The organism is Spirillospora sp. NPDC000708 (assembly GCF_040299565.1).
GTDB lineage: Bacteria > Actinomycetota > Actinomycetes > Streptosporangiales > Streptosporangiaceae > Spirillospora.
Window position 1 is genome coordinate 36,183 of sequence record NZ_JBEPCJ010000011.1, and the last position, 13,789, is coordinate 49,971.

The 13,789-nt window shown below is 73.3% G+C and carries 17 protein-coding genes; 7 read left to right on the plus strand and 10 right to left on the minus strand.

Translation table 11 applies throughout. The features are described from left to right. Positions 1-81: 81 nt before the first annotated feature. The 3 genes from ABT299_RS10690 to ABT299_RS10700 all read right to left on the minus strand — a co-directional run bounded on the left by ABT299_RS10690 (position 82) and on the right by ABT299_RS10700 (position 2,770). Entirely contained in the window at positions 82-828 is a 747-nt protein-coding gene (locus ABT299_RS10690; RefSeq protein WP_500250499.1) for a hypothetical protein, read from the minus strand. A gap of 89 nt (positions 829-917) precedes the next feature. Beyond that, positions 918-1,841: an RNA polymerase sigma-70 factor gene (locus tag ABT299_RS10695; protein ID WP_190850499.1), complete on the minus strand. Its 924-nt coding sequence runs from the start codon at positions 1,839-1,841 to the stop codon at positions 918-920. Beyond that, positions 1,838-2,770: an NAD-dependent epimerase/dehydratase family protein gene (locus ABT299_RS10700; protein WP_500250500.1), complete on the minus strand. Its 933-nt coding sequence runs from the start codon at positions 2,768-2,770 to the stop codon at positions 1,838-1,840. The genes ABT299_RS10695 and ABT299_RS10700 overlap by 4 nt, the downstream gene beginning before the upstream one ends. 214 nt (positions 2,771-2,984) lie before the next feature. On the opposite strand from ABT299_RS10700, the gene ABT299_RS10705 reads away from it, so the two are divergent. The 4 genes from ABT299_RS10705 (at position 2,985) to ABT299_RS10720 (ending at position 5,350) form a co-directional block, all read left to right on the plus strand. Next, positions 2,985-3,476 (plus strand): cupredoxin domain-containing protein, encoded by a 492-nt coding sequence (locus ABT299_RS10705; protein ID WP_500250501.1) that lies wholly within the window; start codon positions 2,985-2,987, stop codon positions 3,474-3,476. A gap of 357 nt (positions 3,477-3,833) precedes the next feature. After that, positions 3,834-4,397, plus strand: coding sequence for a COG4315 family predicted lipoprotein (locus ABT299_RS10710; RefSeq protein ID WP_500250502.1), 564 nt, complete (start codon positions 3,834-3,836; stop codon positions 4,395-4,397). Beyond that, positions 4,387-4,890 carry a COG4315 family predicted lipoprotein gene (locus tag ABT299_RS10715; protein WP_500250503.1) on the plus strand — a complete coding sequence of 168 codons (504 nt, stop codon included), beginning with the start codon at positions 4,387-4,389 and terminating at the stop codon, positions 4,888-4,890. Before ABT299_RS10710 ends, ABT299_RS10715 begins: the two co-directional genes overlap by 11 nt. Beyond that, complete coding sequence (locus tag ABT299_RS10720; RefSeq protein ID WP_190850512.1) at positions 4,871-5,350, plus strand: hypothetical protein; 480 nt, start codon at positions 4,871-4,873, stop codon at positions 5,348-5,350. Before ABT299_RS10715 ends, ABT299_RS10720 begins: the two co-directional genes overlap by 20 nt. A 56-nt stretch (positions 5,351-5,406) precedes the next feature. On the opposite strand, the gene ABT299_RS10725 is transcribed toward ABT299_RS10720, so the two are convergent. Beyond that, positions 5,407-5,922 carry a hypothetical protein gene (locus tag ABT299_RS10725; protein WP_190850515.1) on the minus strand — a complete coding sequence of 172 codons (516 nt, stop codon included), beginning with the start codon at positions 5,920-5,922 and terminating at the stop codon, positions 5,407-5,409. Positions 5,923-6,000: 78 nt separating this feature from the next. Then, positions 6,001-6,387, minus strand: a complete 387-nt coding sequence (locus ABT299_RS10730) for a winged helix-turn-helix transcriptional regulator (RefSeq protein ID WP_190850519.1) — start codon at positions 6,385-6,387, stop codon at positions 6,001-6,003. 103 nt (positions 6,388-6,490) lie between these two features. On the opposite strand from ABT299_RS10730, the gene ABT299_RS10735 reads away from it, so the two are divergent. After that, on the plus strand, positions 6,491-7,114 hold the full coding sequence (locus tag ABT299_RS10735; protein ID WP_190850522.1) for an NAD(P)-dependent oxidoreductase: 624 nt from the start codon (positions 6,491-6,493) through the stop codon (positions 7,112-7,114). Positions 7,115-7,154: 40 nt separating this feature from the next. On the opposite strand, the gene ABT299_RS10740 is transcribed toward ABT299_RS10735, so the two are convergent. After that, a complete protein-coding gene (locus ABT299_RS10740) occupies positions 7,155-8,327 on the minus strand; it encodes a sporulation protein (protein ID WP_500250504.1) in 1,173 nt (390 codons plus the stop codon). 207 nt (positions 8,328-8,534) lie between these two features. On the opposite strand from ABT299_RS10740, the gene ABT299_RS10745 reads away from it, so the two are divergent. Next, entirely contained in the window at positions 8,535-9,338 is an 804-nt protein-coding gene (locus ABT299_RS10745) for an NUDIX domain-containing protein (RefSeq protein ID WP_500250505.1), read from the plus strand. Positions 9,339-9,367: 29 nt separating this feature from the next. Here ABT299_RS10745 and ABT299_RS10750 read toward each other — a convergent pair whose 3' ends face one another. Both ABT299_RS10750 and ABT299_RS10755 read right to left on the minus strand, forming a co-directional pair. After that, on the minus strand, positions 9,368-10,465 hold the full coding sequence (locus tag ABT299_RS10750) for a winged helix DNA-binding domain-containing protein (protein ID WP_500250506.1): 1,098 nt from the start codon (positions 10,463-10,465) through the stop codon (positions 9,368-9,370). A 4-nt stretch (positions 10,466-10,469) separates the two neighbouring features. Further along, the gene (locus tag ABT299_RS10755; RefSeq protein WP_500250507.1) at positions 10,470-10,895 is read right to left on the minus strand and encodes a VOC family protein; all 426 of its coding nucleotides are present in this window, start codon (positions 10,893-10,895) and stop codon (positions 10,470-10,472) included. A 112-nt stretch (positions 10,896-11,007) separates the two neighbouring features. Between ABT299_RS10755 and ABT299_RS10760 the strand changes: the two genes are divergently transcribed. Then, complete coding sequence (locus ABT299_RS10760) at positions 11,008-12,009, plus strand: helix-turn-helix transcriptional regulator (RefSeq protein ID WP_500250508.1); 1,002 nt, start codon at positions 11,008-11,010, stop codon at positions 12,007-12,009. 21 nt (positions 12,010-12,030) lie between these two features. Here the strand turns inward: ABT299_RS10760 and ABT299_RS10765 are convergent, their stop codons facing one another. Then, complete coding sequence (locus ABT299_RS10765) at positions 12,031-12,636, minus strand: LysE family translocator (RefSeq protein WP_500250509.1); 606 nt, start codon at positions 12,634-12,636, stop codon at positions 12,031-12,033. 134 nt (positions 12,637-12,770) lie between these two features. Beyond that, positions 12,771-13,685, minus strand: a complete 915-nt coding sequence (locus ABT299_RS10770; RefSeq protein ID WP_500250510.1) for an NmrA family NAD(P)-binding protein — start codon at positions 13,683-13,685, stop codon at positions 12,771-12,773. Positions 13,686-13,789 lie beyond the last annotated feature (104 nt).

A 13,789-nucleotide genomic window follows, 5' to 3' on the forward strand; every position in this document is an offset into this window, starting at 1 on the left:
AGTGGAGCGCGAGCGTGACATGACCGTCCGGGTGAGGTTATTCGGCCGCGCCCGCCTGCGTCATCGAGCCGGCCGGGTCGGTCACCGGATCGTGACGCGGACGCTCCCGTACGCGAAGCGGCCGTCCGCGTCGGCCTGGACCGCGACGATCAGGGCCGGGCCGGGACGCAGCGGCTCGTGGAACGCCTCGTCGCGGCCGTCGGGGCCGCGGATCGCCCCCACGGTCCCGTGCGTGAGCCCGCCCGGCTGCACGGCGACGTACGCCAGTGGCCGGCCGGTCGCGACGCGCATCGCCGGCCGGGCGTCCAGCTTGGCGCGCGCCGCCGGTTCGAGGATGCGGACGGTCGCGCCGGCCACGGGATCGATCCGCCCGTCGGCGGAGCCGTCGGCCCGCGAGTGGACGACGACGGCTCCGGCGGGCCGCAGGGTCCGCTTCTCGACGAGCAGGTACAGGAACGCGCTGGGGGTGCCGCGGCCCTGCGTGATCTCGTCGACGAGCGTCCATTTCGCGGAGCCGTGCGGGTCCGGCGCGAGGCGGCCCAGCTTCGTCCGCAGGCCGCGCGGCGACCCGTACCGCCGCTGCGCCTCGGGCGTGAGCAGCCGCCACGCCGCTTGGGCGTCGCGGTGCGCCGCTGCTTCCTGCCAGTCGCGGGGCACGCGGTCGAGCCCGCTGGTGTCCGGCGGCGGCTTGCAGCCGCAGATGTGGGTCCGGGCGGGCTCGTCCAGGACCGCCACCACCGTCACCACCGCCCCCGCGACGACGATCAGGACCGCGGCGATCACCCAGGGGAGGCGGCCGCGCCGGAACGGCATCTTCCGAACCCTCATCCGGTATCCCCCCATGTGCTCGCCGACGCCCGAGATCAGACGGTCCGTCCAGCCCGCGGGTTCCGCCGGTGAGGGCGCGAGGTGGGCCGTCAGCCGGGCGTCCGGTGCACCCGCGCCGTCTCCCGGACGACCGCCCAGGCGTCCGCGACGGGCCCCACATGCCCGAGCTTGTCCGGGTTGAGCACCGTGCGGATCATCTGGATCCGCCCGTCGAGGATGTCCAGCGACCACGTGTTGACGACCCTGCCGTCCCGGTCGCGGAACACCGCGCCCGGCTGGCCGTTCACCTCGCACGGCTCCACCGCGCCGCCGATCTCCAGGAACGGCCGCACCAGCGTGGCCAGCGCGCGCGCCACCTTCGCGGCCCCGGCGACGCCCTCGCCCCATCGCGGCGCCTTGCCGCCACTGTCGCTGACCAGCTGCGCGTCGGCGGCGAGCAGCTCCCGCAGGCCGTCGACGTCCCCTTCGGTGAAGGCGTCGAAGAAGCGCCCGGCGAGCTCCTCGCGCTCGCGCCGGTCCGCCTCGAACCGCGGACGTCCCGCGTCCATGTGCCGGCGCGCGCGCACGGCGAGCTGGCGGCACGCCGCCTCCGACCTCCCCACCGCCGACGCGACGTCCGGGAAACCGAACCCGAACACCTCCCGCAGCACGAACACCGCCCGCTCCAGCGGGCTGAGCCGTTCGAGGAGCAGCAGGGCCGCCATCGACAGCGAGTCGGCCAGCTCCGCCGACCGCTGCGGGTCCTCGTAGGGGTCCGCCAGCAGCGGCTCGGGGAACCACAGCCCGACGTACTGCTCCCGCCGGACGCGGGCCGAGCGCAGCACGTCGATCGAGATCCGCGTCACCACGGCCGACAGGTACGCCTTCGCCGAGACGGGCCGCGCCGCCGAACCCTCGTACCGCAGCCACGTCTCCTGCACCGCGTCCTCGGCCTCGCTCACGCTGCCGAGGATCCGGTACGCGATCGAGAACAGCAGCGGACGCAGCTCCTGGAACTCCTCGGCCCTGCTCACGCCAGCTCCTCCTCGAAGCCCTGCCGCCACGACGGGTGGCGCAACTCCCAGCCCAGCTCGCGCTTGGCCTTGGCGTTGGAGAACCCCCGCCCCTCCGTCATCATGATGACGGCCTGGTCACCGGCGAGCAGCCGGGCCAGCCACACCGGGACCCGGATCGGCCGCTTCGCCCCCGCGCACGCGGCCAGGTGGGGCAGCCATTCGCTCGCCGGGGCGGGCTCGTCGTCCACGACGTTGAACACGCCGCGCGCCTTGCGCTCCACGGCCAGGACGGTGGCGCTCGCCGCGTCGTCGAGATGGATCCACGAGCTGTACCCGGTGCCGCGCCCGACGAGCGGGTACTGCCGCTTGCGCACCAGCTCCACCTGGTCGTCGATGGCGCCCGGCCCGTAGAACGCCCCGTACCGCAGCACCGCGCCGCCCACCCTGAGGACCGACTCCTCGACGTGCCGCATCGCCTCCATCCCGACCTGCGCCGCCGTCCCCTCGAGCAGGTCGAGCGGGTCGTCCTCGGTCTTCACCCAGCCGCCCTCGCGGATGCCGTTCCAGCTCGCGTAGCCCTGCGCGACGACATGCGGCACGCCGGTCGCCTCGACGGCGGCCAGCAGGTGGTCGGTCCCCTCGGTGCGCAGCCGGTTGGTGAGCGCGAACCAGCGGTCCGGGTGCTTGATGTCCGGCTTGCCGGCGTGCGCCATCGAGATCGCCGTCATCTGGTGGACGACCGCGTCCGGCCGGGCGGCCGCGACCGCCTCGCCGACGGACGCCGCGTCCAGCCCGTCCATCACGACGGGCTCGGCGCCGAGCCGCTCCAGCACGTCGAGCTTGGCGGCGCTCGTCGTCGTCGCCGTCACCTGGTGGCCCCGCGCCACGAGCTGCGGCACCAGCCGCCGCCCCAGCACCCCGCTCCCGCCTGCCACGAACACGCGCATGACCTTCACCTTCCCGCTTCGGGCCCCGACTTTCGGACCCGAGACGAGACAGCCCCGGCCGCCTGTGACACGGCCGGGGTCCGAGGGGGCGGCACGCCGTCGCGCGCAGGGGCTCGCGCCCGCTGGTCGACCTCCGCCGAACCGGGCGTTGACCTGCGGTTTCGGCGACACCCGCACGGTTTGGCCGGGAGGGGCGGCGGGGAGCCCGGCAATTATGAACAAATCCACCATTTCCACCACAGTCGGGGCCGCCCTCCTCGCGGCCGGCGCGCTCGTCCCCGCCGGGGCCGCCCACGCGACCACGAGCCCGAGCCCGAACGCGAAGACCACGACCGTCACCGTGACCGAGAAGGAGTACACGCTGACGCCGTCCATGACCAGCCTCAAGCCGGGCGCCTACACCTTCGTCGCCAAGAACACCGGCACGATGGTGCACGGGCTGGCCATCTCCGGGCCGGGCATCAGCGGCACGAAGATGATCACGGGCGTCAAGCCCGGCTCCACCGGGACGCTGAAGGTCGCCCTCAAGTCCGGGACCTACCAGATGTGGTGCCCCGTCGACAATCACCGGGCGCTCGGCATGCACACCCAGCTGACCGTCGCCGGCGCGGGTGGCGGCGGCGGCGCGCCGGGCAGCCCGTCGCCGACCGGCACCAAGGCGCCGACGTCGCCGGCGCCCACCACGAGCAAGCCCGGCGGGTACTGACCGCCCCGCCGCATATCCGCCGGCGGACAGCGCCGTCCGCCGGCACCGGGCTTGACGGGGACCGGAGGCCGCCACCACCCACCCCGCCAAGCCCCCTTTTTTGGATCGGGATCTTCCGCGTCCGGGGGGCCGGTTCGCCGAGATGTGGGGGCTCACCGAAGGTCCCGACCCGCGCGGCTGAGCGGAGGCGCAGGGCCGTCCCTCAAGGCTTCGCCATGGACTCTCCGATGACCGAGAAAGGGCAGGTCAGCGTCTCGGCAAGTCAGTTCGCCCGCCGCTTCCGCGGGTACGTGCCGAGCCGGAAAGGAAGGCATCGGCTCGACCGGTACCGAGCTCTCCAGGAAAGGACGTCCTGCGATGTCCCGGACGACTCTGCGCAGCACCTCGCACTCGACCCGGCCGTGGCGGAGCCGAGGCGTGCGCATGGCGGTGCCCGTCGCGGCGCTCGCGGCCGCGGCCACCGCGTGCGGCGGCTCGGGCGGCGCCCACGCGCACCGTCCCGCCGTGCCGTTGGCCGCCACGTCCGCGCCGAACACCTCGAACGAGGGCGGAACGATCGCGACGGCGAAGGTCGGCAACCTCGGGCAGATCCTGGTGGACGGCGAAGGCCGCACGGTCTACCTGTTCGAGAAGGACCAGGGCGGCAAGTCGTCCTGCGCCGGGGCCTGCGCGGCGGTGTGGCCGCCCGTCACGACCACGGGCACGCCGCATGCCGGCTCCGACGCCAAGGCGTCCAAGCTCGGCACGACCACCAGAAGCGACGGGAAGAAGCAGGTCACCTACGGTGGGCACCCCCTCTACTACTACACGCCCGACGGCGGCGTGAAGGGCAGCGCCAAGGGGCAGGGGCTCACCCAGTTCGGCGCCGGGTGGTACGTGGTGTCCTCGGCCGGCCAGAAGGTCGAGAAAGGTGGCTCCTGACACGTCGCGCGCGCGGACCGCGCCTCCGCGGTGGTCCGCCGTCGCGGCGGCGGGCCTGCTGGCCGCCGGCTGCGCATTCGCGACGAACTCCCAGGACCCCGGCCGCCAGCAGGTCACGTCGGCCGCCGTGCCGAAGCTCGGACCGGTCCTGGTCGACGGCAAGGGCCGCACGCTGTACGTGTTCGCCGCCGACCCGCCGAACCGGTCCACCTGCTCCGGCGCGTGCGCGAGCATCTGGCCCCCGGCCACGTCCCAGGGACGGCCCGGGACGTCCGGCGGGGCCCAGCCGGACATGCTGACCACGATCGCCCGTTCCGACGGGCCGCGCCAGATCGTCTACGCCGGGCACCCGCTGTACTACTACCAGGCCGACACCGGACGCGGCGACGCCCAGGGCCAGGGCATCACGCAGTTCGGCTCCCCCTGGTTCGCCCTCACCCCGCAAGGACAGATCCAGACCACCGGGAGTGCCCATGGTGGCTACCAGCCCTGACCTCACCGGCACGGGGGCCCTGTCCCCGGCCCTGCTGCGCCACCTGTCGGCGCTGCTGCTGTTCGGCGTCGGCGCGGTGCACCTGTACGAGTACATGGCCGACTACTACCGCGTCATCCCGATCATCGGGCCGCTGTTCGCGGCCAACTTCGCCAGCGCGGTGGTGCTGGGCATCTCCCTGCTCGTACCGCTCGCGTCCATCCCGCTCGTCCGGTCCCTGCCGCTGATCGGCCGCGCTCCGCACGCGCTCGTCGCGCTCGGCGGGATCGTGTTCCTGCTGGGCACGATCATCGGCCTGCTCATCAGCGAGCAGGCCACGCTCTTCGGCTTCCACGAGTACGGCTACCGGACCACCGTGTGGCTGGCGCTCGGCCTCGAATCGGCCGCCGTCCTGACCCTCGCCGGCTACCTGGCCCTGGAGACCCGCCGGATCCGCCACCGCCCGGCCGGCGCCCGTTGACGGACCGCGCGGAAGGTCGCTCGCATCGCCGCGGACCATCACCGCAGGCCGTCGCGTCAATCCGTTTCGGGGGGCAGCCATTCGACTATTCGCGGGAACGGGCAGATGAGGCAGTACATCATCTGGCCCGCCTCCCGGGCGCGGCCCGCCAGGCCCGCCAGGTCGGCGACCGATCTACGCACCTCCGGCAGGTCGAAGAACTCGTTGCCGACGAACTCCTCCGTCTGCGCCCATAACGGCGCCGCCGCGTCCATTTCCGCCTGCGTGGCCTTGGCCAGGGTGTCCCGCACCATGACGTCCAGTTCGACGATGATGGGGTCGTCGTCCTCCGGAGTCAGCAGTTCCGGCTCCGGGACGTCCCGTTCGGGGAAACCGGAGAACAGCACGTCCTCGAAGGTCGCCCGGGACAGCAGGAGGCTGACGAGCCTGCCGAGCATGACGTACGGATCGATGCTCTTCAGCCGCACCGCCTCCGCGTCGGGCAGGGCGGTGTCCGTCCAATACTCGGGGAAGTGCAGGAACAGGGCCGTCGTCCTGTCGGGCGCCCGGAAGTAGTCGCAAATGAGCCTCATGAGCGGACCTCGGGGTGGAAGCGATCACCGTCCGCCCATTCACTCATGGAAAGCCGCCGCCCCGACATCGGAACGTCATCATCCGGTGCGGTCCAGACGGGTGGCGCTGTCGTAGGACTCGCGGGCGTCGAGCAGTTCGTCCCAGTGCTCCTCGGCCCAGGCGCACGCCGCGGCCATCGGCTGGAGCATGCTGCGGCCGAGCGGGGTCAGCTCGTACTCGACATGTGGCGTCGCCCCGGCGTGGACGGTGCGCTCGACGAGCCCGTCCCGTTCGAGAGACCGCAACGACCGGGTGAGGACCTTGGGCGTGACGCGGCTCAGCGGAACGCGCAGTTCGGAGAACCGGCGCGGTCCGTGTTCCAGGCAGCGGATGACGAGCCCCGCCCATTTGTCGCCGAACCGGATCGGATTGAGGGCGGACGGGCACAGCTCGTCGAACATGTCGGCGGGCAAAGGCTCCCTCATGCCCTCACGATAACCGGTATCCCGATGGAAACCACGGCCCCCGTTAACGTCGGCGCACCGGCCGGGCGCACCGATTCCCGGCCCTGGTGAAAGGCGGTTCCCCATGAACATCGTGGTCTTCGGCGCGGGCGGCCGGGCCGGGCGGCAGGCCGTCGCCGAGGCGCACCGGCGCGGCCACAGCGTGACCGCCGTGGTGCGCGACCCGGCGCGCCACGGCGACCTGGCCGGCGCGCGGGTCGTGGCGGGCGACGTCACCGACGCGGCCGCCGTCGGGCGGGCCGCCGCCGGGCAGGACGCCGCCGTCAGCGCCGCCGCGGACCTGGCGGCGCCGCCGCACGACTTCTTCACCGCCTCGTCCCGCGCGCTGGCCGCCGGGCTGGCCGGGGCCGGCGTGCGCCGCCTGCTCGTGGTCGGGCTCGCGTCGATCATGCCCGGGCCGTCCGGCGCTCCGCTGATGGACGAGCCCGGCTACCCGAACGAGTACCGGTCCTTCTACCTCGGCCACGCGGCGGGCCTGGACGAGCTCCGGGCCTCCGACCTCGACTGGACGTACGTGGCGCCCGCGGGCGACTTCGACCACGACGGCGCCCCGACCGGCCGGTACGCCGTCGCGGAGCACGGCGATCCGGCCAGCCGCATCACCTACGCGGACTTCGCGATCGCGCTGCTCGACGAGATCGAGAAGCCCCGCCACCCGCGTGCCGCGATCAGCGTGCGGGAGGCGTGATGCCCGAGGCGGGCGCCGGGCCGCGCGGGGGCGCCTCGGGTCAGTCGTCGCCTTCGTACGTGTCCATCGCGTCCTCGTACGCGTCTTCGTAGGCGTCCTCGTACGCCTGCTCGTAGGCGGCTTCCTGGTAGGCGCTCTGGACGGCCTGCTGGGCGAAGCCGGTGTCGAACGAGTCGTCGTCCCCGCCGTCGTCGTCTCCGCCGTTGTCGTCGTCATCGAGCATCTCGTTGACGACGGCACCGGCGACGAACCCGGCCGCGAGACCGCCGGCCGCGCCCGCGGCCACGCCGCCCCAGCCCGGCCCGTGGCCGCCGTGGTGCTCGCCGTGATGGGCGCCGTGGCCGAACCCCTCGTGCCCGTACTCGTGTCCGCCGAAGCCGTGCCCGCCCCCGTGGCCGCCGTAGCCGTGCCCGCCGAAGCCGTGGCCGCCCGCGTGCCCGGCCACGACCTGCAGCCACGACTCCAGCTCGTGCTCCCACGCCATGTGAAGGGCTTCCTCATGGGAGACGTGGAAGCGCCCGAAGACGTCGTCGCCCTCGGAGAGGAAGGTGTCGCGCTGGTCGGCCTCCAGCACGACCGCCAGGCCGTGCGGGTCGGCGACGAAGGTGAGCTCGACCTCGCTGATCCGTCCCGCGTACTGCGGCGGCGCGTGGAACTCGATCTCCTGGTAGAACGGCAGCTCCTGGTGCAGGCCGGCGATGTGCCCCTGCTCGACGTCGGCGCCCTTGAAGGCGAACCCCAGCGCCCCGAACGCGTCCAGGACGCGCTGCTGGGACGGCAGGGGCAGCACCGAGACCGGGTCCAGGTCGCCGGCGTCCACCGCCCCGGCGACCTCCAGTTCCGTCCGCACGCCCATGGCCATGCCGTGCAGGTGCTGCCCGTAGACCTCGGTGACGGGGAGCTCCCACGGCAGCGGCATCTGGAACGGGATCGCGTGGTACTGCCCGGCGCCCAGGTGGAAGGCCCCGGTGATCGCCCCGCGGTAGAACTCCAGGCCGCCGCTTCCCTCGTGGTCGCCGTGCTCGTACTCGGCGCGGGTGACGAGGCTCAGCACGACCTGGTGGATGTGGACGTCACGGTCTCCGCCCTGCACGCGGACCTCGCCGGACAGGTACTCGCCCGGACGTCCGTGCGGGCCGGCCAGCACCGTCTCGACCGAAGGGCCGCCCACCCCGAAGGCGCCCAGCAACTGCTTGAAGACCATGCCTTCCATCCCCTCTTCTCTTGTACGCCGGAGCCGTCCCGAGGCGCCCGGCCACGGTGAAGCATCGCAGCCCGGCCCCGGTCGTGCTAGCTGCTACAAGTGTAGTTAGAAGCGCCCTCCGGCGGAGTCGGGAACCGCGAACGGGGCCGGGCAAAAATTCGATCGGATGTTCGAGAAACCGGGACGGGCGCCCCTCCGGCTCCTAGGCTCGACGCCGTGACCTCCTCCGAGACCACCGAGCCGTGCCGCGGTTTCTGGGCCGACACCGCCCGCATCAGGGCCGGCTACCTGTCCGAGGTGCCGACCCAGACGCTGGTGCTGAAGCTCGCCGAAGAGGTCGGCGAGGTCGCCGAGGCCTACATCGGGATGACCGGCGGCAATCCCCGCAAGGGCGTCCACAAGAGCAGGTCCGATGTGCTGGACGAGCTCGCCGACGTCATGCTGTCCGCCGCGGTCCCCATGGTCGACCTGGCGGGCGGTGCGGCCCAGGCCGAAGCGCACATGGCCGGGCGTCTCGGGATCGTCTCCGCGCGCGAGGTCGCAGCGCCGCCGGAATGGGACGGGAGCGGCGGCTGGTACGGGTCCTTCGTGGCGCCCCATGTCGTCCTGCGGCGCCATGACGGCCAGGTCCTGATGCTGCGGCGCTACAACACCGGGTACGCCGACGGGTGGCTCTGCCCTCCCGCCGGGCGGATCGAGCCCGGCGAGGACGTGCTGGCGGCCGCGATCCGCGAGGCCCGCGAGGAGACGGGGGTCCGGCTGCGCCGCGAGGACGCCCGTTTCGCCCATGTCATGCACCGCACCGCCGAGACGCTGCCGGGCCCGTGCCACGCGGTCAGCGACTTCTGGTTCCGCTTCGACCGCTGGGAGGGCGAACCGCGCGCCGCCGAGCCGGACAAGGCGTCCGAGGCGGTGTGGATCGACCCGGTCCGGCCGCCCGGCGACGTGATCCCGCACTGCGCGCTGGCGCTCGCCGCGATCATGCGCGGTGAGGCGTTCAGCGTCCACGGCTGGGCCTGACGCGGCGCCCTCCGCGCGGCACGCCCGGCCTACGCCGGATCGGTGATCCGGACGCCGTCGGCGTCGCCGTCGGAGAGGAACGACGCCAGCGACCGCCCCTCCTCGGCGACGGCGGTGCGCTCGGCGCGGGAGAAGCGGCGCAGCGGGGCGACGACCACGGTGCCGGCGTCGGCGCTCCAGGTCGCGGCGGCCCGACCGTCGACCAGCACCACGCGAGCGCCCGTGACGGACAGGCCGCGGTGGTCGTCGTCGATGATCCTGCTGCGGTCGTGGTAGCCGAGGATCGCGTTGTCGTAGGCGGGCAGGAACCGCACGGGAGCGGGCGTGTCGGGGTCGGGGCGCGGCGCGTCGGGGAGGTCGAGCAGTTCGCGGCCTCGCTCGTCCCGGAAGGCGACCAGCTCGTCGCGCATCGCGGCGATCGCGGCGGGCAGTCCCGCGAGCCCGCACCAGGCGCGCACGTCGGCCGAGGCGGCGGGCCCGAACGCGGCCAGGTAGCGCCGCACCAGCACCTGCCCCACCGGGTCGGAGGCGTCCGCGGACGGAGGGTCGGCCTCGCGGCCGAGCCAGGAGGACAGCGGGACGTTGCGCACCCCCGCCCTGGTCCGCCACAGCCCGCGCGGCGGGATCTGCGCATTCGGGACGAGCGCGGAGACGAGCATCTCGCCCAGGGCGCGCGGCGACGGGTCCGGCCACCGTCCCGCGACCGCGCGCGCCAGCTCCGCCATGGTGCGCGGCTCGCCGTCGGCCGTCGCCGCCCGTCCCGCCGCCGCGAGCTCGTCGAGGTCCACCCCGGCGAACTCGCGGCGGTAGACCCCGAGGACCCGCTGGCGCAGCATCGGCTCGTGCCGGGCCCGCCAGGACAGGGCGTCCTCGGCGGTGACGAGGTGGACGGTGCGGCGCATGAGGTGCGTCCGCACCACGCGCCTTCCGGTCAGCAGGTCGGAGAGCTCCGCCGGGTCGAACGCGCGCAGCCGCGACCAGAGCCCGACGAACGGCTCCTGCGGTTCCTGCGCCTGCAGGCCGCAGAGGTGCCCGATCGCGTCGTGAGCCGTGAGGTCGGCGCGGTCGAGCAGCAGCTGCCGGGCGAGCGTCGCGCGGCCCAGCGCCCGGGTGTCGAGGACGGCCATCGGGTCAGGACGCGTCGTAGCCGCTGGCGACGTCCAGGACCCAGATGACGCCGAACCGGTCCACGAGCATCCCGTAGAGCGGCGCCCACTGGGCGGAGCCCAGAGGCTGCCGGACGCTCGCCCCCTCGGAGAGCTTCTCCCAGTAGCCGGTGATCTCCTCGGCCGTCTCACCGCGCACCGAGACGAAGAACGAGTTCTCGCCCCGGTTCCACGGCAGGTTCGACGGCACGTCGTACGCCATCACGCGGAACCCGTTGCCGGCGGCCACCTGGCCCCACATCACCTGGTCCGCCTCGGCCGGGTCCTGGACGTTTCCGGCGTCCTTGTAGGTGATCACGGCCATGTCCCCGCCGAACACGGACCGGTAGAAGGACAGCGCCTCGCGCGCATCGCCTCGGAAGTTCAGGTGCGTCACGGTGTCGACGGCCATTGCGGACTCCTTCATCGCTCGGTTCGGTCGTGCCCGTTTCCTCGGGCCCGGTGTCCACCGTCGCAGGGGTAGCGGACAGGTTGTGGCCGCTTCTTCCGCGAGAATCGGGAGCATGCAGAAGACCTCAGCGCGGCTGCTGGAGCTGCTCTCGCTGCTCCAGGCGCGCCGGGACTGGCCGGGCGCGCTGCTGGCCGAGCGCCTGGACGTCAGCCCGCGCACGGTGCGCCGCGATGTCGACCGCCTGCGCGAGCTCGGCTACCCCATCGCCGCGATCAAGGGGCCGGACGGCGGGTACCGGCTCGCGGCCGGCACGGAACTGCCGCCGCTGCTGTTCGACGACGAGCAGGCCGTCGCCCTCGCCGTCGCCCTCCAGATCGCCGCCGCCTCCGGCGCGGGAATCGAGGACGGCGCGGCGCGCGCGCTGGCGACGATCAGGCAGGTCATGCCGTCCCGGCTGCGCCACCGGATCGACACCTTGCAGGTCACCGCCGTCGAGCGGCCGGTGCCCCGGCCGGGACCGCAGGTGGACGGCGGCGTGCTCATGGCGCTCGGCGCCGCCGTCCACGCCCGCGAGGTCGTGCGGTTCGACTACGCGTCCGCCTCGCCTCCGGAGGCGGGCGGCGGCGCCCCGGCCCCGCCGCGCCGGGCCGAGCCGCACCACCTCGTCACCTGGGGCGGCCGCTGGTACCTCGTCGCCTGGGACCTCGACCGCGAGGACTGGCGCACGTTCCGCGCCGACCGGATCACCCCGCGCACCCCGACGGGGCCTCGCTTCGCCCGCCGCGCCGTCCCCGGTGGGGACGTGGCCGCGTTCGTGGCGGGCCGTTTCCGCGGCTCCGGCGGCTCGGCCGACTGGCCCTGCCGCGGCGAGGTGATCCTTCACCTGCCCGCCGCGGCGGTGTCCCGCTACTCCCGGGACGGGCTCGTCGAGGAGCTCGGCCCGGACCGCTGCCGGCTCGTGCTGGGCTCGTGGTCCTGGCGCGGACTGGCCGCCGCCGTCGGGCGCTTCGACGCCGACTTCGAGATCGTCGGCCCCGCCGAGCTCAAGGACGCCTGCGCCCGCCTGGCCCGCCGCTACACCGCCGCCGCGTCCGCCGGCGGTGCGCGGCGCTGAGAAGGCGCTGAGGAGGCGCCTCTATTTCGCGACGGCCACGAGGCGCACGGCGAGGCCGGTGAAGACGGTGCCGCTGAAGATGTTGAGACCGCGCGCGACACGGCGGCTCCGCCGCAGCAGCCGGGCGAGGCGGCCGGACAGCAGCCCGACCGTCCCGTCCACGGCGAGGCCGATGAGCACGAGCGTCAGCCCGAGGACGAGGAACTGGACCATCGGGTGCCCGAGTGACGGATTCACGAACTGCGGCAGGAACGCGATGTTGAACAGGATGACCTTGGGGTTCAGCAGGTTGGTGACGACGCCCTGCCAGAACGCGCGGAGCCGTCCCGGTCCCGCGGGGGCGGCCTCCTCGCCGGTCTCACCGCGGTCCAGGAACGACCTCACCGCGAGGTAGAGCAGGTAGGCGGCGCCCGCCCAGCGCAGCACGTGGTAGAGCGTCGGCAGGGTGGTGAACAGCGCCGACAGGCCGAGCATCGCCGCGATCGCGTGGGTGAGCGCGCCGGTCGCCACTCCCACGGCGGCCATCACGCCGGTGCCGGGCCCGCCCCGTCCCCCCATGGCCACGATGAACATCATGTCGGGTCCGGGCGTGAGGCACAGGGCGAGCGCGGCGACGAGAAAAGCCACATAAAGGGATGTATCCAACATGCTCGCATCATCGAACGCCGGCCCGCCCCGACGCGACCCCTTAACCGAGCCGGCGCCGGACGGCCCGCGACGACGAGCGCGTCCTCTCGCGGAACCCCACGGGAGGTGTCAGGTCAGGCCGGCAGGTCGGCGCTGCGGACGAAGTCCTCGACGGAGGTCGGCTTGACCTCCGGGTAGCGGTCATTGTCCAAGGCGTCGAACTTGCCCTTTCCGGTGACCATGCACCACTGGTACTGAAGGGCCACGTAGTCGAAGGGGTTCTGCGTCGCCTTGGCGCGGCGCTCGATCTCGGCCCGCAGTTCATCGGCCGTGCCCAGCGTCCGCAAGGTGAGCTTCCGGCCGGTGCCGCGCTCGACGGCCTCGCGGAATTCGCGCATCGAGACGACCTCACCGGCGAAGCGTGCCGTCCCGCCGCCCGCCAGCGCCGGGTCGAGAGCTGCGGCGACGGTGTAGAGGGCCGTGTCCTGGACGGTGGTCAGGTCCATCGGCTGGTCGGGGTCGCCCCAGTGCGACAAGGTGCCCTTCTCCCAGTCGATGAGGTCCATGAAGCCGGTCATCACCTCGACGAACGCGCCGTTCAGCACCGACAGCACGCCCAGCCGCGAGCCCGCGAACAGGGCCGCCGCCCGCCGCCGCCAACCGATCATGACGTTGTCGCCGTCGTCGAGCTTGGTGATGTCGATGGCGAAGTCGGAGGGGACGAACCGGGCCGCGCCGGCCTGCTCGGCGGCCGCCAAGAGGTTCGCCTGACCGTCGATGATGAGCTCCGGGCCGCCCTGGACGGCGGAGACGACGGTCCGCGCCCCGCCGATGGCGGCGGCCAGCCGGTCGGCCGGGTCGGTGATGTCGCCCTCGACCAGCTCGACTCCCCTGGCCCGCAGGGCGTCGAGCGCTCGCTTCTTCTCACCGGCGGCGCCCGGGCGCACCAGCGCGCGCACGGTCACCTCCCGGTCCAGGAAGGCCGACACGATCCGGCCGCCGAGCAACCCGGTCGCACCCACGACGAAAACGTCTGCCTGTGCTGCCATCGTCCTTGATCTCCTTGCGTAGTCATGCCGTACCGCCCCCCCGCAAGGCGAGCTCGCCTCGGGTGGGCGATCACGAAGGTAAACTCTGAAACCAGTTACAAGGT